This window comes from Bacillus sp. AR13-1 (assembly GCF_008042285.1).
Lineage (GTDB): Bacteria > Bacillota > Bacilli > Bacillales > Bacillaceae_G > Bacillus_A > Bacillus_A mycoides.
The window spans coordinates 69587-89478 of sequence record NZ_QNUA01000022.1 but is presented as its reverse complement, the minus strand read 5'-3'; the positions used below and the strand labels follow the sequence as shown (position 1 = coordinate 89478).

18 protein-coding genes and 1 riboswitch are annotated in these 19892 nt (G+C 33.6%); of the genes, 14 read left to right on the top strand and 4 right to left on the bottom strand.

The window, feature by feature from the left end; translation table 11 throughout:
* Positions 1-15: 15 nt before the first annotated feature.
* Entirely contained in the window at positions 16-1491 is a 1476-nt protein-coding gene (locus DN408_RS17895) for a hypothetical protein (RefSeq protein ID WP_016120014.1), read from the bottom strand.
* A gap of 175 nt (positions 1492-1666) precedes the next feature.
* On the opposite strand from DN408_RS17895, the gene panE reads away from it, so the two are divergent.
* A complete protein-coding gene (gene panE, locus DN408_RS17890; RefSeq protein ID WP_002168643.1) occupies positions 1667-2599 on the top strand; it encodes a 2-dehydropantoate 2-reductase in 933 nt (310 codons plus the stop codon).
* A gap of 62 nt (positions 2600-2661) precedes the next feature.
* Here the strand turns inward: panE and DN408_RS32090 are convergent, their stop codons facing one another.
* Positions 2662-2790, bottom strand: coding sequence for a hypothetical protein (locus tag DN408_RS32090; protein ID WP_255449100.1), 129 nt, complete (start codon positions 2788-2790; stop codon positions 2662-2664).
* Between the two features lie 139 nt (positions 2791-2929).
* Positions 2930-3076, top strand: a riboswitch (cyclic di-AMP (ydaO/yuaA leader).
* Positions 3077-3218: 142 nt separating this feature from the next.
* Here DN408_RS32090 and DN408_RS17885 point away from each other — a divergent pair.
* The 5 genes from DN408_RS17885 (at position 3219) to DN408_RS17865 (ending at position 10105) form a co-directional block, all read left to right on the top strand.
* Positions 3219-5045 carry an APC family permease gene (locus DN408_RS17885; protein WP_002126816.1) on the top strand — a complete coding sequence of 609 codons (1827 nt, stop codon included), beginning with the start codon at positions 3219-3221 and terminating at the stop codon, positions 5043-5045.
* A gap of 604 nt (positions 5046-5649) precedes the next feature.
* Complete coding sequence (nheA, locus tag DN408_RS17880; RefSeq protein ID WP_078179196.1) at positions 5650-6810, top strand: non-hemolytic enterotoxin NHE subunit A; 1161 nt, start codon at positions 5650-5652, stop codon at positions 6808-6810.
* A 37-nt stretch (positions 6811-6847) separates the two neighbouring features.
* Positions 6848-8056 carry a non-hemolytic enterotoxin NHE subunit B gene (nheB, locus tag DN408_RS17875; protein ID WP_002126822.1) on the top strand — a complete coding sequence of 403 codons (1209 nt, stop codon included), beginning with the start codon at positions 6848-6850 and terminating at the stop codon, positions 8054-8056.
* Positions 8057-8164: 108 nt separating this feature from the next.
* On the top strand, positions 8165-9244 hold the full coding sequence (gene nheC, locus DN408_RS17870; protein WP_033708128.1) for a non-hemolytic enterotoxin subunit C: 1080 nt from the start codon (positions 8165-8167) through the stop codon (positions 9242-9244).
* 234 nt (positions 9245-9478) lie between these two features.
* On the top strand, positions 9479-10105 hold the full coding sequence (locus DN408_RS17865; RefSeq protein ID WP_078179195.1) for a LysE family translocator: 627 nt from the start codon (positions 9479-9481) through the stop codon (positions 10103-10105).
* A 243-nt stretch (positions 10106-10348) separates the two neighbouring features.
* On the opposite strand, the gene DN408_RS17860 is transcribed toward DN408_RS17865, so the two are convergent.
* Positions 10349-10615: a hypothetical protein gene (locus DN408_RS17860; RefSeq protein WP_002126826.1), complete on the bottom strand. Its 267-nt coding sequence runs from the start codon at positions 10613-10615 to the stop codon at positions 10349-10351.
* A 340-nt stretch (positions 10616-10955) separates the two neighbouring features.
* Here DN408_RS17860 and DN408_RS17855 point away from each other — a divergent pair, with 340 nt between their 5' ends.
* The 6 genes from DN408_RS17855 to DN408_RS17830 all read left to right on the top strand — a co-directional run bounded on the left by DN408_RS17855 (position 10956) and on the right by DN408_RS17830 (position 17363).
* The gene (locus DN408_RS17855; RefSeq protein ID WP_002126827.1) at positions 10956-11906 is read left to right on the top strand and encodes a nucleoside hydrolase; all 951 of its coding nucleotides are present in this window, start codon (positions 10956-10958) and stop codon (positions 11904-11906) included.
* 686 nt (positions 11907-12592) lie between these two features.
* Positions 12593-13036 carry a carboxymuconolactone decarboxylase family protein gene (locus DN408_RS17850; RefSeq protein ID WP_000083030.1) on the top strand — a complete coding sequence of 148 codons (444 nt, stop codon included), beginning with the start codon at positions 12593-12595 and terminating at the stop codon, positions 13034-13036.
* 241 nt (positions 13037-13277) lie between these two features.
* On the top strand, positions 13278-13808 hold the full coding sequence (locus DN408_RS17845; RefSeq protein ID WP_078178672.1) for a GNAT family N-acetyltransferase: 531 nt from the start codon (positions 13278-13280) through the stop codon (positions 13806-13808).
* A gap of 551 nt (positions 13809-14359) precedes the next feature.
* Positions 14360-14755 (top strand): DUF3224 domain-containing protein, encoded by a 396-nt coding sequence (locus DN408_RS17840; protein WP_002126833.1) that lies wholly within the window; start codon positions 14360-14362, stop codon positions 14753-14755.
* 115 nt (positions 14756-14870) lie between these two features.
* Positions 14871-15761 (top strand): Vgb family protein, encoded by an 891-nt coding sequence (locus DN408_RS17835; protein WP_001223216.1) that lies wholly within the window; start codon positions 14871-14873, stop codon positions 15759-15761.
* A 654-nt stretch (positions 15762-16415) separates the two neighbouring features.
* Positions 16416-17363, top strand: a complete 948-nt coding sequence (locus DN408_RS17830) for a sugar-binding transcriptional regulator (RefSeq protein ID WP_000356572.1) — start codon at positions 16416-16418, stop codon at positions 17361-17363.
* A 50-nt stretch (positions 17364-17413) separates the two neighbouring features.
* On the opposite strand, the gene DN408_RS17825 is transcribed toward DN408_RS17830, so the two are convergent.
* A complete protein-coding gene (locus DN408_RS17825) occupies positions 17414-17776 on the bottom strand; it encodes a hypothetical protein (RefSeq protein ID WP_078178673.1) in 363 nt (120 codons plus the stop codon).
* Between the two features lie 156 nt (positions 17777-17932).
* Here DN408_RS17825 and deoC point away from each other — a divergent pair, with 156 nt between their 5' ends.
* Positions 17933-18604, top strand: a complete 672-nt coding sequence (gene deoC / locus DN408_RS17820; RefSeq protein WP_078178674.1) for a deoxyribose-phosphate aldolase — start codon at positions 17933-17935, stop codon at positions 18602-18604.
* Between the two features lie 105 nt (positions 18605-18709).
* Positions 18710-19891, top strand: a complete 1182-nt coding sequence (locus DN408_RS17815; protein WP_147740275.1) for a NupC/NupG family nucleoside CNT transporter — start codon at positions 18710-18712, stop codon at positions 19889-19891.
* Position 19892 lies beyond the last annotated feature (1 nt).

Below are 19892 nucleotides of genomic sequence, written 5' to 3'. Positions count from 1 at the left end.
CCATCTGTTTTTTAGTTACTTTGTACTATCCTTCTCTTTCACAGCAGAAAGTACAGTTTGTTTTACCCATGCTTTTCTTCGTTTATGTTGTACACTCCATTGGTATAAACTTTGTATACCTAAGATAAGTGAAATGACTATGCCACTAATCGCTATTAATAGAGCAAAAAATTCAAAAGGCGATGATATTTTGTTTGAATCGGTGTTTCTTAAAAGATCAATCATAGTAAACCCTAACATTTGGCCTACAACAGAGTAGAGCGTTAAAATTAATAATAAGAGGCTATCTTTTTTTGAAGCAACATTTTCTTGATATTTAAATAAACTATCGAGATTTTGTTTCGCGTTCGTGTACAGTACTTCAATGTTAAAAAGTTTTCTTAGACGAAAGAAAATATCTTCACTTTGTGATTGGGATACTAATTCTAAAGAAAAATAATTAGCTGTAAACGAATTTATTGAATAAATTAATTTCTCTATTTCATTTGTATCTTGTTCAATATTTAACTCGGCATAAGCGTTTGCCATCTTTAATAAAACAACTTTATGAAATAAATTTAATAATAAAGCGTAATAAAACTCCCCGTACATTTGACTAGCAAGTTTAGTGACTGCTTGTTCACCTTCATTTGTAATACATGTGAAAATATGTTCTTCCATAATAAAGTAACGGTTAGGAGCCCATCTTTGATAAGAATGTTTTGTTAAATAATCGTGAATATAAGGAACATTATTTGCACTAATATATGGCTTACCATCATCTGATAATCCGGAAAGACTGGAAGCTCGATATACATCGATTATATGAAGGTCTGACTCTTTGTTTATGGATAATAGAGTTTGTACATACATTCGCTGGTCTTCAAAGAAAGGGAATGTTTGAAAGTAAGAACTCCGCAATCTCTTGTTCTCAAAGAAGTCTGTTAAACCATGAAATAAATCACCGAATATAAGTTTTTCTACTTGTGAATATTTTTTTCCATCACATTCAATACAAATAGTCTCAGTCGTATCACTTTTAGTTTCAAGTACACGGAAGCGAGCCGCGAATTCAATCGCTTCTGATAATGTCATGTTAGGAGCGGTTTTTATTTCTGTCCGAATTGTTAAGAACCCAAGCTCATAAGGACAAAGTGTTACATCAATAGAATGTATCTTGAATGGAACGGAAATAAGGTTAGTTGTTAAATGTCCATTTAAATTAAGGTCTTTAGAATAGCGCTGTAATCCTTTTTGATGTTCTGAATGAGGAAAGAGAATTTTATTTGTAAAGGAAAGATAGTATGCTTCCATATTTTGATGTGAAACTTGAAATTTCCCGTAATATGTATTTTCATCTTCAAGATGATCGAGTCGAAAAGGTCGAAAATCATTTTTTTGTAAGAAAGGGAACATATTTTGTTCATATCCAGTTTTAAACGAAAACGGGAATATAAATTGAAATATAGCTGTTATTACATCTTTTTCCTCGATTGTTTGTATTGCCTCCATTTACATTGTTTCCTTTCCGTATAAGCTATAGAAACAACATGCCCAATTTTTCTTGAAAATAACCTCTCTTGTTCATTAGATTAAGAATGAAAATTCAGCTTATTTAACAAGGGACATGTATAATGTTATGTATACTAAAATTAGTATAATTGTGTTAGAAAAAGGGGGATGTTGTATGCGTATTTTAGTATTAGGAGCTGGGGGCGTTGGCGGATTTTTCGGTGGCCGATTAGTAGAAAAGGGAGAAGATGTTACATTTCTCGTTCGCAGCAAAAGAAAACAGCAATTAGAAGAAAAAGGCCTTGTTATTCGTAGTGTTAATGGAGATTTTTCATTTCAACCGAAATTGGTAACGAAAGAAGATAGAACGACTCCATTTGATGTGATTTTATTTTCAACAAAAGCGTATCATTTACACGAGGCGACCATAGATTTAAAGCCGTTTGTAGGTAAAAATACTGTAATAATCCCATTGTTAAATGGTATCGCTCATTTATCACTATTACAAAAGGAATTCGGTGAAGAGAAAGTAATTGGCGGTCTATGCTTTATCGAGACGACATTAAACGATCAGGGAGAAATTGTACAAACGAGTGCTGCCAACAGACTTGTATTTGGGGAAATTAAGCCTCAAGATTCAGAGAGAATAAAGCTTATTTCTAAAACATTTGCAGATACAAAAGCTAGTTTTGTTTTAAGTGAAAATATTGTGCAAGATATGTGGCATAAATATTTATTTATCACCGTAATGTCAGGTGTGACAACATTAATGCGTGCGCCGATAGGACCGATTCGTGAGAGTGATGGAGGCCGAGAATTTATTAGGAACTTATTTGAAGAATCAGTGCAAATCATGAAATCTATGGGGGCTCCAGTTAAGGAGAATATCGCCCAGGAACATATGAAAACGATTGATAAAATTTCGTATGATATGAAGTCATCGATGCAACGGGATATGGAAAAAGGTTCGCTCATTGAAGGGAAGCATTTACAAGGATACTTATTGAAATTAGCAGAGGAAATGTCTATAGATGTGCCTTTATTAAGTGTTGTGTATCAAAATTTAAAGGTATATGAAAAAATGATTTTTACTAAAGAAATGGTATGAAAAAGAGTAAAGGATAGCAAAATATAAATGTTGCTATCCTTTTTTTGTTTCTTTTTGACAATTTACTCGTTTCTTTTCGGTTTATCTGTCGTATTTCGTTCTCTGTCACGTTTACCATATAGCTGATTAATTTCATTTGCTACTGCATCTAAATAGGAATCGGAAAAAAGTGGCTTCTTTTCTTTAGACATACGGGTCTCCTTTGTGGATTTTTAGTATTCATTATGTATATTTTTCGGTGGATTATGCGCAATCGTTTTAATTTTTTTCTTTTTTAAAATTTTTGTTTACTTTTTGAAAATAAAGGAGTATTATAATCCACAGTTTCAATTTTCTAAATCGCTGAAGCCGCATGGTGCGGGGGACCCGTTCTTATGGATTAGTACATAATCCAATGGGGTGAATCCTTGAAAAAGGTAGGGCTACTCATAGGCCCGAATCCGACAGCTAACCTCGTAAGCGTTATATTGAGAAGGAAGGTGGAGCTTGTGCGACAAAAAAAATAATGTCTACAAGTCTATTTCGTTATGGCTTGTAGACATTTTTGTTTTCTGAAGAAATAGTTTATCGCTGTAACTAGCAGAATCGTTCGTACAAAATTATTGGAGAGTGGACAGCATTGGTTTCATCTATTAAAAGATTTTTAATTGGAAGACCGTTAAAATCAACTGAGTTAGGAGAGCAAAAACTTAATAAAACGAAGGCGCTAGCCATTTTATCTTCTGACGCATTGTCATCGGTCGCATACGGACCAGAGCAAATATTAATTGCACTAGCAGGTCTTGGAGCAATAGCTTATTGGTATTCCATTCCGATAGCTGTTGGGGTATTAGTATTATTGACAGCTCTTATTTTATCTTATCGACAAATTATTTTTGCTTACCCTCATGGCGGCGGAGCATATGTTGTATCAAAAGAAAATTTAGGGATGAATCCGGGATTAATAGCTGGAGGATCTTTATTAGTCGATTACATTTTAACTGTTGCAGTAAGTGTGTCCGCAGGTACAGATGCGCTCACATCAGCTTTTCCTAGTTTACATGCACATAATGTAATCATTGCGATTATATTTGTCATATTGATTACCATCTTAAATTTAAGAGGCGTAACGGAATCAGCTTCCGTTTTAGCATATCCGGTTTATTTATTCGTTGTAGCATTATTTATATTAATTGGTGTAGGAATATATAATATTTTGACTGGTCACGTTTCACCCACGCTGCATTCGCCAATTGGAACACCAGTTGCGGGAATTAGTTTGTTCTTACTGTTACGAGCATTTGCTTCAGGAAGCTCTGCTTTAACGGGTGTTGAGGCGATATCTAACGCAATTCCAAACTTTAAAGATCCTGCACCTAACAATGCAGCGAAAACATTGCTTGCAATGGGTGCATTACTTGCAGTTTTATTTTCTGGAATTGTCTTTTTAGCTTATTATTACGGAATTAATCCAAGTAAGGAAGTAACAGTCGTTTCACAAATTGCTGAACAAACTTTTGGACGTAATTTCATGTACTATTTCATACAAGGTACAACAGCTTTAATATTAATTCTTGCGGCTAACACAGGTTATTCTGCATTTCCACTATTAGCGGTTAATCTTGCAAAAGATAAGTTCATACCGAGAATGTTTACGATTAGAGGAGACCGCCTAGGTTATTCAAACGGTATTATTATACTTGGGATTTCTTCGATTATTTTAATTGTAGCTTTTCAGGGGAAAACAGAACACTTGATTCCGCTATATGCAGTAGGGGTATTTATTCCGTTTACACTTTCTCAAACTGGAATGGTACTAAAATGGCTTCGTGAAAAGCCTGAAGGATGGGCTTTAAGATTAACGGTTAATTTAATTGGTGCAGTCATTAGTTTTATCGTTATGAGCATGTTCTTTTTAACTAAGTTCGCACAAGTTTGGTCAATCCTTATTTTCTTACCTTTTATTATCTTCTTGTTCCATCGAATTAAGAAGCATTATGATGCAGTGGGCGATCAATTAAGTTTAAAAACTTGTGAACCACTTGTTCCGATTGAAGGGAATGTAATTGTCGTTCCTGTAGCTGGTATGACTCATGTAGTAGAAAATTCATTGAACTATGCTAAGGCTCTTTCTGCAGATCAAGTTATCGCTGTATATGTTGCTTTTGACAGAGAAGAGGAAAAGAAATTTGAAGAGAAATGGGAGAAGTGGCAACCTGAAGTAAGGCTTGTTACATTACATTCTCATTATAGAAGCATTATTCAGCCGCTTACAAAATTTATTGACACAGTGCAATATAAAGCGAGTGAATCAAATTACCGAGTTACGGTCGTTATACCACAGTTTATTCCGAAAAAAGGTTGGCATAACATTCTTCATAATCAGTCTAGTTTACTCATTCGTGCGTATTTACTCTATAAAAGAAATGTTGTTATTACGACAGTTCCATATCATTTGAAAAAGTAATAAGATTTTTTAAGGATAGCTTCACGAAAGTGAAGCTATCCTTTTTGTGTATATGCTATGCATAATTGCATATAGGCCTTAAAGTTATATTACTATAATATAATCTCTTATGAGTAAACAGTGTTTTTTGTTGTGATATATGGATATTTTAATGGAGGAAGTTAAGTGGATTTTATTTTGGAATAAGGACATGAGGTCTTGAAAATAAAGGGAATTAAAATACTTCTTTACGATAGATGAATAGCTGTGTTTAAATGACCTTACAGTACAAAACTTTAATAAAAACAAAACTTAATTTCATATTCACGTGCTTTATTTATCTTAAAATGAATAATATTTTCATGTAATATATTCACTGTGTGAATATGGAAATTGCGATGAAACAGAAATTTTATACAATGTTATTCATACTAAGCACATGTGAAAAGTTATGAAATGTTTTATGACAATAAGTAAGTACTGTAGAAATAAAGTTTGAGAGAGGTGTTTCGTACATGACTCACGGTGAGAACGTTCTCTATTTTTAACCATCTCAAATAATGTGCAAGAAAATAGAATAATAAAATGCGATAGTAATAGTTGCTAATACATAGGAGGGGTTAAAGTGAAAAAAACTTTAATTACAGGGTTATTGGTTACAGCAGTATCTACGAGTTGCTTCATTCCTGTAAGCGCTTACGCTGAAGGGGGGCAACCAAAGGTGAAAGTATTAAACGTGCAAAATGTAATTGCTCCAAATACATTATCAAATTCAATTAGAATGTTAGGGTCACAGTCACCACTTATCCAAGCATACGGATTAGTTATTTTGCAACAGCCAGACATTAAGGTAAATGCGATGAGTAGTTTGACGAATCATCAAAAATTTGCAAAGGCGAATGTACGAGAGTGGATTGATGAATATAATCCGAAGCTAATCGACTTAAATCAAGAGATGATGAGATACAGCACTAGATTTAATAGCTATTATAGTAAGCTCTATGAACTAGCAGGAAAAGTAAATGAAGATGAACAGGCAAAAGCAGATTTTACAAACGCATATGGAAAATTACAATTGCAGGTCCAAAGCATTCAAGAGAGTATGGAGCAAGATTTATTAGAGTTAAATCGATTTAAAACGGTATTAGACAAAGATAGTAATAACTTATCAATTAAAGCTGATGAAGCAATAAAAACACTGCAAGGATCAAGTGGAGATATTGTGAAATTAAGAGAAGACATAAAAAGAATTCAAGGGGAAATTCAAGCTGAACTAACTACTATTTTGAATAGACCACAAGAAATTATTAAAGGTTCTATTAATATCGGTAAACAAGTATTTACAATCACAAATCAAACTGCACAAACGAAAACAATCGATTTTGTTTCTATCGGTACGTTAAGTAATGAAATTGTAAATGCAGCAGATAGTCAAACGAGGGAAGCAGCTCTTCGTATTCAGCAAAAACAAAAAGAGCTACTACCACTTATTCAAAAGTTATCACAAACTGAATCAGAGGCAACACAAATTACATTCGTTGAAGATCAAGTAAGTAGCTTTACAGAACTGATTGATCGCCAAATCGCAACTTTAGAAACGTTATTAACGGATTGGAAAGTTTTAAACAATAATATGATCCAAATTCAAGCAAATATTGAAGAAGGCACGTATACAGACAGTAGTTTACTTCAAAAACATTTCAATCAACTTAAAAAAGTAAGTGATGAAATGAATAAGCAAACAAATCAATTTGAAGATTACGTTACAAACGTTGAAGTACATTAAACAGAAAAATAATTAGCGATATAGGGAGAGAAGAAAAATGACAAAAAAACCATATAAAGTAATGGCTCTATCAGCACTTATGGCAGTATTTGCAGCAGGGAATATTATGCCAGCCCATACGTATGCTGCTGAAAGTACAGTGAAACAAGCTCCAGTTCATGCTGTAGCAAAAGCATATAATGATTATGACGAATATTCATTAGGACCAGAAGGCCTTAAAGATGCGATGGAAAGAACAGGTTCTAACGCTTTAGTAATGGATCTGTACGCTTTAACAATTATTAAACAAGGTAATGTTAACTTTGGGAACGTAACGTCAGTTGATACATCTTTAAAAGGTAAAGTGATTCAGCATCAAGATACAGCGAGAGGGAATGCACAACAATGGCTAGATGTATTGAAGCCACAGCTTATTTCAACAAATCAAAATATCATTAATTACAATACGAAATTCCAAAACTATTATGATACTTTAGTTGCTGCGGTTGATGCAAAGGATAAAGCAACTCTTACGAAAGGTCTAACTAGATTATCAAGTAGTATTACTGAAAATAAAGCGCAAGTAGATAAGTTAGTAGAAGACTTAAAGAAATTCCGAAATAAAATGACGTCGGATACTCAAAATTTCAAGGGAGATGCAAATCAAATTACATCTATCTTGGCTAGTCAAGATGCTGGAATTCCGCTTCTGCAAAATCAAATTACAACGTATAATGAAGCAATTAGTAAATATAATGCAATTATTATCGGTTCATCTGTTGCGACAGCTTTAGGCCCAATTGCAATTATCGGTGGTGCGGTTGTAATTGCTACGGGAGCAGGAACTCCGCTAGGAATCGCATTAATTGCAGGTGGAACAGCAGCAGTAGGTGGTGGTACTGCAGGAATCGTCTTAGCGAAGAAAGAGCTTGATAATGCACAGGCAGAAATTCAAAAGATAACAGGACAAGTTACAACTGCGCAATTAGAAGTGGCAGGACTAACGAACATTAAAACACAAACTGAATATTTAACAAACACAATTGATACAGCAATTACAGCGTTGCAAAACATTTCAAATCAATGGTACACAATGGGATCAAAATACAATTCTTTACTTCAAAATGTAGATTCAATTAGTCCAAATGACCTTGTTTTCATTAAAGAAGATTTAAACATTGCGAAAGATAGCTGGAAGAACATTAAAGACTATGCAGAAAAAATCTATGCTGAAGATATTAAAGTAGTAGATACGAAAAAAGCATAATCGAATACGAATCGTTAGAGCGTTAAGTATTGATGAATGAGTTGAAGCTCCTGTTCAGTTGTGAGCAGGAGCTTTTTTATATCCTTATAAAGAGAATGGGTGAAAAGTATGCAGAAAAGATTTTATAAAAAATGTCTTTTAACGATCATGATTGCTGGGGTGGCAACGAGTAATGCACTTCCTTTACATCCTTTTGCAGCGGAACAAAACGTAAAAACATTACAAGAAAATGCAAAAAATTATTCTCTCGGTCCAGCAGGATTCCAAGATGTAATGGCGCAAACGACATCGAGCATATTCGCAATGGATTCATATGCAAAATTAATTCAAAATCAGCAAGAGACTGATTTGAGTAAAATAAGTTCAATTAATAGTGAGTTTAAAGGAAATATGATTCAGCATCAAAGAGATGCAAAAATTAATGCGGCGTATTGGTTAAATAATATGAAGCCTCAAATTATGAAAACGGATCAAAATATTATTAATTACAATAATACTTTTCAAGCGTATTATAATGACATGTTAGCAGCGATTGATCAAAAGGATAGCGGTAAATTAAAAGCGGATTTAGAAAAGTTGTATGCGGATATTTTAAAGAATCAAAATGAGGTAGATGTACTATTAGGGAATTTGAAAGCTTTTCGCGATAGAATGGCGAAAGACACAAATAGTTTTAAAGAGGATACGAATCAATTAACTTCGATTTTGGCGAGTACGAATGCTGGTATTCCAGCTCTAGAGCAACAAATAAATACATATAACGATTCGATCAAAAAGAGTAACGATATGGTGATTGCTGGTGGTGTACTTTGCGTAGCGTTAATAACTTGTCTTGCGGGGGGACCGATGATTGCGATTGCGAAAAAAGATATTGCAAATGCAGAACGAGAAATAGCCAGTTTAAAGAATAGAATTTCTGGATCGCAAGCAGAAGTGGCAATTTTGACAGATGCAAAAAATAAAACAACTAATATGACAGAAACAATTGATGCAGCAATTACAGCACTGCAAAACATATCAAATCAGTGGTATACGGTAGGTGCGAAATATAATAATTTACTACAAAACGTAAAAGGAATCAGCCCTGAAGAATTTACCTTTATAAAAGAAGATTTAAATACAGCGAAAGATAGCTGGAAGGATGTAAAAGATTATACAGAAAAATTACATGAGGGTGTGACGAAATAAACAGTGGACTAGTTCCGCTGTTTATTTTTTTATCCCGTTTTTTGTGAGAGCCGAGCTTGTAATTTTACCCATAAGTTTGCCGTGTGTTTTATCAATGTAACTTTAGGATAATGTTTGGTCAAATTGATACTAATAACCTCGATAAACTCCTGATCACGCTTTTTATATTTAATATTTTAAGTAAAAAAGCTATACTATAGGCAAAACTAAAAATTGGAAAGGAAATACTAGAACATGGAAAATTATTTGTTATTTATCCTCACAGCAATCCTAATCATAATAATGCCTGGTCCCGGTTTTGCCTTAGTTACAAAAAACACTATCTCGCATGGTAAAAATGGTGGGATAAAGACCGTCTTAGGAACGGTATCTGGAATGATGATTCATACAATAATGGCTACACTAGGACTTTCTGCCATCCTAATGAAATTCTCTATGTTATTTACATTTATAAAATATGCTGGGGCTTTTTACTTAATTTACTTAGCTGTAAAGTCAATTAAAAGTGCCTTGTCTAAAAAAGAAGATATGTCAGGTTCAGTGGAAATGAACTCTAAGGATATTGGAACGATTAAAAGTTTTAGACAAGGATTTACCACGGCAATCTTAAACCCAAAAACTGCTGTGTTTTTCCTAAGTTTTCTACCCCAATTTATTGTGAGCAATCAAAGTCATCTCTTCCAATTTCTTTTGTTAGGACTCACATTTACGACTTTGACAGCAATAGGGTATTTACTTTATATCTCACTAATACGTCAATTAAGAACTTTTTTAAGAAAAGAAAAAGTGAACCGTACAATAGAGGGTATTACTGGCACAGTATTATTAGTATTTGGAGTTAGGTTATTTTTCCAAAAATAAATATGTATATGAAAAGAGAAATAATCAATGGTGGTTATTTCTCTTATTCACTTATTCTAAAACTACCATTATAGATTTCTAGAGGTGAGATGATTTTTTGTTGGGTATTTATGTTACTATCACTGTAAAAATTGTGAAGAAATGTACTTAAACTAACGGGGCAGGATAGTTGAATAAGAATAAAAATATTTTTATAAGTTAAATTTATTGAATATCATAAAATATTTATAATTAAACTTTTTTCTAAATCAACACTCGATGGCGAGGTGGTGTTACCTCAAATATAATTATTTTATTTGAAGATTTCATTTTAATTTTTTCAAATCTTTTCATAGGTTGATATACAAAGACGTGTAGTGATAAGCCTATAACTGCAGTAATGTTTAAAATAATACTTATAATCATTAAAGACCATTCTATAACTGGAGAAAAGTATCCGTTCGTACTTAATGTAGAAGAACTTACATCTAGTATTAAAATAACTATTAGTAAAGGTAAGTTTTTAACCAATTTGAATCCCCTCTTTTAAGTTTAATATCTTTATATTATCATATTGCAAAATAAATTATATAATTAATTATAAGATAGTTATCTATGAGAATTTAACTTGTTTTTTCGTTTTGGGGTGTTAAAAAATTCTTAAGTTGATGGGCATGGGATAGCACACCATGCCTATGAACTTAAGAACAGAAACTTACGCTTGAACATAATATCAAATTTAGATGAGCAAAGCTATTTCAAGTGAATAGAATCCACTCTTTAAGAATACATAAAATATATACATACAAGCTTAGTCTGATCACTACATCATTAGTGAAAGTAGGATTCTATAGATTTTGGAGGAAGAGATATGAAAAAAAAGGTTCTCCTGTTTACAGATTTGGGGATTGATGATGCGTTTGCTATACTGTACACTTTTTTTCGTAAAGACATTCAACTTGTAGGAATTGTAGCCGATTATGGAAATGTATCCAGAGAAAATGCAATAAGAAATATTAACTATTTGAAGTACATTGCGGGAAGAGAAGAGATACCCGTATTCCTTGGTGCTTCTGTACCGTTGACAGGTATATTGATTCAGTATTTCCCTGAGGTACATGGAAAAGTCGGATTAGGACCTATCATTCCCCCTGAAATTTCATATCCAGTTTATCCTTTAAATGATATTTATCAAATTATAGAATCAAATTTAGAAGATCTTACAATTATCAATTTAGGAAGACTTTCTTCGCTAGCTACGACTTTTGTGTTGAATTTAGAAACAATGCGAAACGTAAGAGAATGTATTTGCATGGGGGGAGCTTTTTTCTATCCAGGTAACGTAACTGCTGTGGCTGAAGCTAACTTTTACTCAGACCCTTATGCAGCAAACTTAATTCTGCAGCATGCAAAGAACTTGACAATTATTCCTTTAAATGTGACTCAACATGCGATTGTTACACCCGAAATGGTCCAGCAAATCGATGCATTTCATCGGAATACACAGGATCTTGCAGGACTCATCATCAAACCTATGTTAGACTATTATTATAAATTCTACTCTAAGTCTAATCCTGGTATAAGTGGAAGCCCTATGCATGATTTTGTAACAGTGTGGTATTTGCTGAATCAAGAGGCTGTTGGCCTTTCAAGAGTACCCATTAAAGTAATTCCTGATCAAGGAGAAGGATTTGGTCAAAGTATTGCAGACTTTCGTTTTGCTACTAATCCAGGCTATAAAACGCATAATGTAGCTTTTCAGCTTGATTATAAAAGATTCAAGAAGGATATTATGGAAACGTTTTTAAAGAAGAGAGTGTAACAGACTTTATTAACTTCAGATAATAGGGATTATGTGAATGAAATGCCACTTCACTTAACGTACAGGAATTCGACTTTTTTAGGTTAAAATTCGCTTAGCATATAAAACTTCCAAAATGTTGGCTGTATCCCATCACTATCAAGCTAACAAAACAAAATCCCCCTAAAATGAAAAAATCCGCTGACTTCTCAAAGTAATTAACTGTAGTGAAAGAAAATTTTTATTTTGGGGGTACATTAAAACTTTAGCTTGACGGGCAGGGGGTCTCGTCACATAGCTTATCAAGCTAAGAAATTAGTTGTTCTCCAAAACGAAAAAATTAACTAAATCCCCATAAATAACTATAGGAAGATAAAAACACTGTAGCTTTCGAATAAAGTTTGATCAAAATTATGTAGTTGTTTGGTGATAATAAAATTGTTTCATTTATAATAAAATCATTTAAAAATTAATAGAGTTATTCAATTTATTCTGACGGTAATAATAAAGTAATTAAAAAGTGAAAATATTTGTTTGGAAAATACGGTTACTCATTTGCGATATTTACGTACCATGAAACAACTAATTACACTGTCTATAACTGAAATTCTCTTTGATTTCGAATGCTTTACAAACAAAAAAATAGCACGAATGTTCGTATGAAGGTATAATTATAAGTATCTTAAAATCAAAGGAGGTCTTGCCTTATGAGTCAAAGAATTTCCTACTATGATGTTGCACCTGATGGCATGAAAATTATGATGGATATGGAGAAGTACACTAAGAAATCTACAATTAATCGAATTACTAGAGAACTTATAAAGATTAGAGTCTCTCAAATTAACGGTTGTGCTTTCTGCATGGATATGCATACATCAGATGCCCGTAAGATAGGTGAAACCGAACAACGAATTTATTGCTTGAATGCTTGGAATGAATGTGATTTTTATACACCTGAAGAGAAAGTTGCTCTTGAACTATCTGAGCATATTACTCTAATTCCCACTAAAAGAGTTCCTGAAGACCTATATAAGCGAGTACGTGAACACTATGACGAGAAACAATATGTTGACCTTGTTCTGGTAATTAATCAAATCAACAGTTGGAATAGAATTTCTATTGCAATGGGAAATACAGCAACTAAAAAATAATTGCTCTCAACGAACGGTAAATAAGAATAAAATTAAAGATGTTTAAAAATCACAATACAATTGTTTCATTTTTCTTTATTACGCAGTTATCATAAACTGTAACATAACCAAATTTTTGAAATTTATTGGTTCATCCTTTATAGCTTTTATAATAATATTATCTTGAAACACGAAGGGACTGAACTATGCGCAGATATCAATATCTTGACCCCAAAATAAAAACATAATGGAGGTAAAAATATTGATTACAGAACTACAAACCGAAAGATTAGTTTTAAGAAAAATGAAAGTATCAGACTCAGCTAGCATGTTTACAATTTGGGCGGATCCAGAAGTTACAAAATTTATGAATATCAATAGTTTTACTGATGAAAGCCAAGCGGTAGATATGATTGAAATGCTTGATAAGTTATCTCGGGAAAACAGAGCTATTCGTTATTCAATAATTGAATTAGAATCAAATGAAATTATCGGTTCTTGTGGTTATAATTCATTTGATTTCAAAAACGCCAAAGCAGAAATTGGTTACGATATTAGTAAAGCTTTTTGGGGTAAGGGGTATGCGCCAGAAGCCATTCTCTCTTTAATGGATTATGCGTTTAGTACTTTAGAATTCAATAGAATAGAAGCAAAAGTTGAATCTGAAAACATCAATTCAATAAAAGTCTTACAAAAGTTAAACTTTACATTCGAAGGGACAATGAGAAAGTGTGAAAAATCTAATGAAAAGTTTATTGATCTAAGTATTTATTCAAAATTAGTAACAGATTAGCTTATATTACTTAGCCTACATTCCTTAAAATGTAGACTATTAAATAACCTCGAAGCATCCTTAATTGCTATTAATTGAAAGTGAGGGCTACGGCTCTCTTTTTTAATTCACAATTTCTAGTACAATTGAAATAATTAAGAAACGTATAGAGTAATCCGTCCGATCTTAACCACTGAAGAAAAATTAACAGAGGAAGAGATCATGAACTTTGCTGTTGAAATGAGGGAAAAGAAATAGAAGGACACAACTATATAATAAGAAAAATCTAGAAGATACGTAATATTTAAAAATGAACCGTCTCATAAAGAACATGTAGTAATTTCTACGTGTTCTTTTTTAATAAAAATGAAAGTAAACTGTTAAATAAAAATTTACTTTCAATGTCATACAAGAAGAACAAAAAATAAGTCGTCTTTTGCTCTTAACAGGGTCTTACCAGCAGCATCCGTTACTTTAGAAACACTCCTATGAGATATAATTATTGATGGTACTTTTTAGGTGATATACTGGAGGTAGATTACTCATCTAATGATGAAGGGAGGTTTACGCGTATGGAAGTAACATTTACAGTAAGTAAATGGGATGAAAAGCCAGTCAATGAAACTAGAAAAGATTTCCCTATTAATATTGCCCATGTCGAATATGATATTGACGGTGAATTAAAAGGAAAAGCTTTTGTTGAATATTTATTATATTATTTAGAATCAACTATAGATGATGGTCACTTGGCTACTGCTAAAATTTCTGGATTTTTACATTTCGAAGGAATTTATAAGGGAAAACGAGGGACATTTATAGCTATAGAGCAAGGGATATTTGATAAAGGAAATCTAGATTCCCCTGCAACAATCATCAAAGCTACTGGTGAATTAGAAAGCCTGAAAGGGTCCTATAATTATAAGTTTACAGGTCAAACCAGTAAAATGATTCTAGACTTTGAATTCTAACAAAATATCTTATAATTTAGCAAAAAGGGCATCCACTGTAATACCAGGAATGTCCTTTTTTAAACTAAATTATACCGAAAAACAAGACTCGAAATTTTCAATGGGAGGAAATGATATGAGGATCACGATACAAGAATATGTGGTCAATGAAATAGATTCAGGACCATATGGAATAACCGTAGGAAAAGACGGAGCATTGTGGTTTACGGAACAGAAAGGGAATCGAATTGGTAGAATAAATGCTACTGGTGAAATAAATTCTTTTCCCATTCCGACAGCAAATGCAGGAGCTATGTCAATTATCTCGGACCAGACCGGTGACTTATGGTTTACGGAATATAACTCAAGCAAGATCGGTAAAATGTCGATGAACGGTCTTTTTGAAGAATATGTACTCCCTACAACGAACGCTGCACCTTTTGGCATAACGGAAGGCCCAGATGGAGCAATATGGTTTACAGAAATGAATAATGGTAGGATCGGAAGAATAACAAAGTCAGGGGAAATCACCGAGTTTGAATTGCCTAACTCCAAATCATTTCCCTCTTTTATTACTCTGGGATCAGACGGTGCATTATGGTTTACACAGAATCAGAACAATAGGATTGGGAGAATAACCACTAAAGGTGAGGTCAAAGAATATCCAATCCCAACACCCAACTCCGGGCCAGTTGGAATTGCGAGCGGCCCAGATGGAGCAATATGGTTTGTGCAAATCATAGGCAATAAAATTGGTAGAATTACGTTCGAAGGTGAGATCAAAGAATTTGTTATACCGACGCCGAACGCTCGTCCTCATGCCATAATACCTGGGAAGAACAGAGATCTTTGGTTCACAGAATGGGGAGGTAACCAAATCAGCCGTATTACAGTTGAAGGAGTTATTACGGAATATACGATACCTACAAATAATGCAGAGCCACATGGTATCACGTTTTGTCCGGATGGCGATCTTTGGTTCGCTGAAGAGTGTAATCAAATTGGACGTCTAACAATCATTACGTAATAGGGATATCGTCCATCGCTATCAAGCTCAGAAAAGTAAATATCCCATCACCATCAAGTTAAGAATTTGGTTGCTCCCCAAAACGAAAAAATGTGCTTTTTTGTTACAAGTAGCACAAAATTTCGTTCTGGGGGTACTATAAAATTTTAGCTTGATGGCGATGGGGTCTCGCCATCAAAACGTGAATTTCGCACGCTAAGGAATTTCTATATTAAAAAACTTGGCTTTACCGTACGTTAAGGAAGTTCCATAAACGATATTTAATGTTTGTTATTGTTACTACAGAAAGAACAAAAAGAATGAATTAAATATGAATCGATTTATCCCGCTATTTGCGGGCAGTAAGACTCCCACCTCAAAATTCGGCGAATACGAGGGAGTTAGGTGGGAGTCGGACTGCCCGTAAAAGCCCGATTGGTGAGGGCTAATAATCAGTGGGGGATGAACAAAATCCCCACTGATTAAAGTTTCACTTTATCTGATTCAAGATCATTTGTATCGAGTGTATGAAGCTAAAAAATAAAAGTTTCATTGTAAATCCTAAGTGGAGTAGAAGTTTAGGTTGATAAATAAGGGAGTCGAATTTTTTTGCATAAAGCTGTATAATGCTTGTAACGAAAAGGAAATACAGGAAAGGATATGTAATGAGTTACTATGGATAAGGATAAACAACAATTAAGCGTTGAAGTTGCAAGATTATATTATCAATCAGATTATAGTCAGCAAGAAATTGCTAATAAATTAAATATTTCAAGACCGACGATTTCTAGATTATTGAAGTATGCGAAAGAAAAAGGATTTGTTCAAATTAGTATAGCTGATCCATTTGCTGACTTAGATAACGTTGGGAATTTACTTAAAGAAAAGTATAACCTGTTAGAAGCGCATGTCGTATTTTCTCCAGTACCAGAATATGCAACGATTACGGAGTATATTAGTAAATATGCAGCTGAGTATATGGAAAAGACAGTGAAAACTGGTGATATCGTTGGTGTAAGCTGGGGAATGACGATGTATGAAATCGCTAGAAAAATCGTACCGCAACATGTGAAAGGTGTAGAGGTTGTCCAGTTAAAAGGTGGCATTAGTCACTCAAGTGTAAATACATATGCGAATGAAACGATCGCGTTATTTGCAGATGCTTTTCAAACGACGCCAAGAAATCTACCTCTTCCAGTTATATTTGATAATGCGGTGACAAAAGAATTAGTGGAGCAAGATAGACATATTCATCACATTATTGAAATGGGGAAACAAGCAAATATTGCAATTTTCACTGTTGGAACAGTGCGTGATGAAGCGTTATTATTCCGATTAGGATATTTAGATAAGGATGAAACGAACATTTTGAAAGAACAAGCTGTCGGTGACATTTGTTCACGTTTCTTTGATGGAGACGGAAATATTAGTAGCGAAGAAATTAATAAGCGTACAATTGGAATTGAGTTAGAGGAACTTAAATTAAAGAAACGTTCTATTTTAGTTGCAGGTGGTAATAGAAAAATAAAAGCAATTGACGGTGCGTTACGTGGCGGGTATGCAAATGTACTAATTATAGATCAGCATACAGCGAAAGAATTGTTACATTATCAAAAAGGTTAGAAATAAAAGGCTTTCTCAAAATATTAATATTTTGAGAAAGCCTTTTATTTTTAGTATGAATAAATCAATGTGTAGTACCTTGTAAAGTATTTGTAAGGAACGCTCTTTGATTGATCTCCTTTTTCAAAAATTAGTGAGTTAGCCATAATATCTCTATCTACAAAACTCCAGCCATCTTGCTCCATCATATCGATAAAAGGTTCCATTTTTCCGCGCTTTACTAAGTAGGGGTATTGATTATCTATCGGTTCTACTTCCACCATTTCTTTATCTTGAATAACCATCTTAGACATAGCTAAAGCAAATGGAACTGGGTTTCCTTCTTGGAAAATAACATCCCTTTTATAAAAAATAAATAAGGATAGTGAGGTGCATACTAGCAATGTGAATATAAAGAATTTTGACTTAAACAAGTGGTTCACATCCTTTATTTACAAGCTTATACTACTTTCAATGTATTACTAGAAATTCCCTTCTAAAAAAGAGTGAACAAAAGTTCAAAAGTGTATTTACATTTGTTCAACTAAGAGTTAGAATGAAGTTGTTAAAAGATATGAGGAGTGAAGATAATGAACATTGCAAAGTTAATTGACCATACAATTTTAAAACCAAATTCTACAAAAGAAGATGTTATGAAAATAATCGAAGAGGCAAAGCAATACAAATTTGCTTCAGTTTGTATTAATCCTACATGGGTAAAGCTAGCTGCTGAAGAATTAGCTGGACATGATGTAGACGTTTGTACTGTAATCGGTTTCCCATTAGGAGCAAGCACTACTGAAACAAAAGCATTCGAAACAAAAGATGCTATCGCAAAAGGTGCAACTGAAGTTGATATGGTAATCAACGTAGGTGCTTTAAAAGATGGCGACAATGAGTTCGTTGAAAAAGACATTTATGAAGTAGTACAAGCAGCAAAAGGAAAAGCTCTTGTAAAAGTAATCATTGAAACTTGCCTTCTAACAGATGAAGAAAAAGTTCGTGCTTGTGAATTATCAGTAAAAGCTGGCGCTGATTTCGTAAAAACTTCAACTGGATTCTCAACTGGCGGAGCAACTGCAGAAGATATCGCATTAATGCGTAAAACAGTTGGACCAAACGTTGGCGTGAAAGCATCTGGCGGCGTTCGTACACGTGAAGATGCAGACAAAATGGTAGAGGCTGGAGCTTCTCGCGTTGGAGCAAGTGCTAGTGTTGCAATCGTATTAAATGATGCAAAAGGTGCTACAGATAATTACTAATTAATAAAGTGTGAAAAGCAATAGATACACGTTTAAAGTAAAGTGTATCTATTGCTTTAACAATTGAAAAGAATGTAAGCGGATACGAATGGGAGGAGACGGCTTATGAAATACTTAATCGGTGTTTTAGGCCTCGTATTGATTTTAGGTATCGCTTGGCTTGCTAGTAATGATAGAAAGAAAGTCAAATATCGCCCAATCATAACGATGGTTATATTACAATTCATTTTGGGGTTTTTATTATTAAATACAAGCGTAGGGAATATATTAATTAGCGGAATAGCAGATGGTTTTGGAGAATTATTAAAATATGCCGCTGATGGTGTGAATTTCGTATTTGGTGGATTAGTAAATCAAAAAGAGTTTTCATTCTTTTTAAGTGTATTAATGCCAATCGTATTTATATCAGCTTTAATAGGTATTTTGCAACACATTAAAGTATTACCTATTATTGTGAAATCTATCGGTCTAGTATTAAGTAAAGTAAATGGGATGGGGAAACTCGAATCATATAACGCGGTAGCTTCTGCGATTTTAGGACAATCTGAAGTGTTTATTTCAGTTAAGAAACAACTAGGATTATTGCCAGAGAAAAGAATGTATACATTATGTGCATCTGCAATGTCTACAGTATCTATGTCTATCGTTGGATCATATATGGTGTTATTAAAACCGCAATATGTTGTAACCGCTTTAGTGCTTAACTTATTCGGTGGCTTCATTATTGCTTCTATCATTAACCCGTATGAAGTTACTGAAGAAGAAGATATGTTAGAAGTACAAGAAGAAGAGAAAAAGACATTCTTTGAAGTATTAGGGGAATACATTATAGATGGATTTAAAGTTGCGATTACAGTAGCAGCTATGTTAATTGGTTTCGTTGCCCTTATCGCATTCATTAATGCAGTATTTAAAGGTGTAATCGGTATCTCATTCCAAGAAATTCTTGGTTATGTATTTGCACCATTTGCATTTATTATGGGTGTTCCATGGCATGAAGCAGTTAACGCAGGGAATATTATGGCGACAAAACTTGTATCAAATGAATTTGTTGCGATGACAGATTTAGCACAAGGAAACTTTAATTTCTCAGATAGAACGACAGCGATTATATCTGTATTCTTAGTTTCATTTGCAAACTTCTCTTCAATTGGAATTATTGCTGGGGCAGTTAAGAGCTTAAATGAAAAACAAGGGAATGTAGTCGCAAGATTTGGTTTGAAATTACTTTTCAGTGCAACGTTAGTAAGTTTCTTATCAGCAACAATCGTTGGCTTATTATTTTAAC

Coding starts and splice junctions, on each gene's coding strand:
- DN408_RS17895 (WP_016120014.1), bottom strand. CDS start 1,491: ATGGAGGCAATACAAACAATCGAGGAAAAAGATGTAATAACAGCTATA.
- panE (WP_002168643.1), top strand. CDS start 1,667: ATGCGTATTTTAGTATTAGGAGCTGGGGGCGTTGGCGGATTTTTCGGT.
- DN408_RS32090 (WP_255449100.1), bottom strand. CDS start 2,790: ATGTCTAAAGAAAAGAAGCCACTTTTTTCCGATTCCTATTTAGATGCA.
- nheB (WP_002126822.1), top strand. CDS start 6,848: ATGACAAAAAAACCATATAAAGTAATGGCTCTATCAGCACTTATGGCA.
- nheC (WP_033708128.1), top strand. CDS start 8,165: ATGCAGAAAAGATTTTATAAAAAATGTCTTTTAACGATCATGATTGCT.
- DN408_RS17865 (WP_078179195.1), top strand. CDS start 9,479: ATGGAAAATTATTTGTTATTTATCCTCACAGCAATCCTAATCATAATA.
- DN408_RS17855 (WP_002126827.1), top strand. CDS start 10,956: ATGAAAAAAAAGGTTCTCCTGTTTACAGATTTGGGGATTGATGATGCG.
- DN408_RS17850 (WP_000083030.1), top strand. CDS start 12,593: ATGAGTCAAAGAATTTCCTACTATGATGTTGCACCTGATGGCATGAAA.
- DN408_RS17840 (WP_002126833.1), top strand. CDS start 14,360: ATGGAAGTAACATTTACAGTAAGTAAATGGGATGAAAAGCCAGTCAAT.
- DN408_RS17835 (WP_001223216.1), top strand. CDS start 14,871: ATGAGGATCACGATACAAGAATATGTGGTCAATGAAATAGATTCAGGA.
- DN408_RS17830 (WP_000356572.1), top strand. CDS start 16,416: ATGGATAAGGATAAACAACAATTAAGCGTTGAAGTTGCAAGATTATAT.
- deoC (WP_078178674.1), top strand. CDS start 17,933: ATGAACATTGCAAAGTTAATTGACCATACAATTTTAAAACCAAATTCT.
- DN408_RS17815 (WP_147740275.1), top strand. CDS start 18,710: ATGAAATACTTAATCGGTGTTTTAGGCCTCGTATTGATTTTAGGTATC.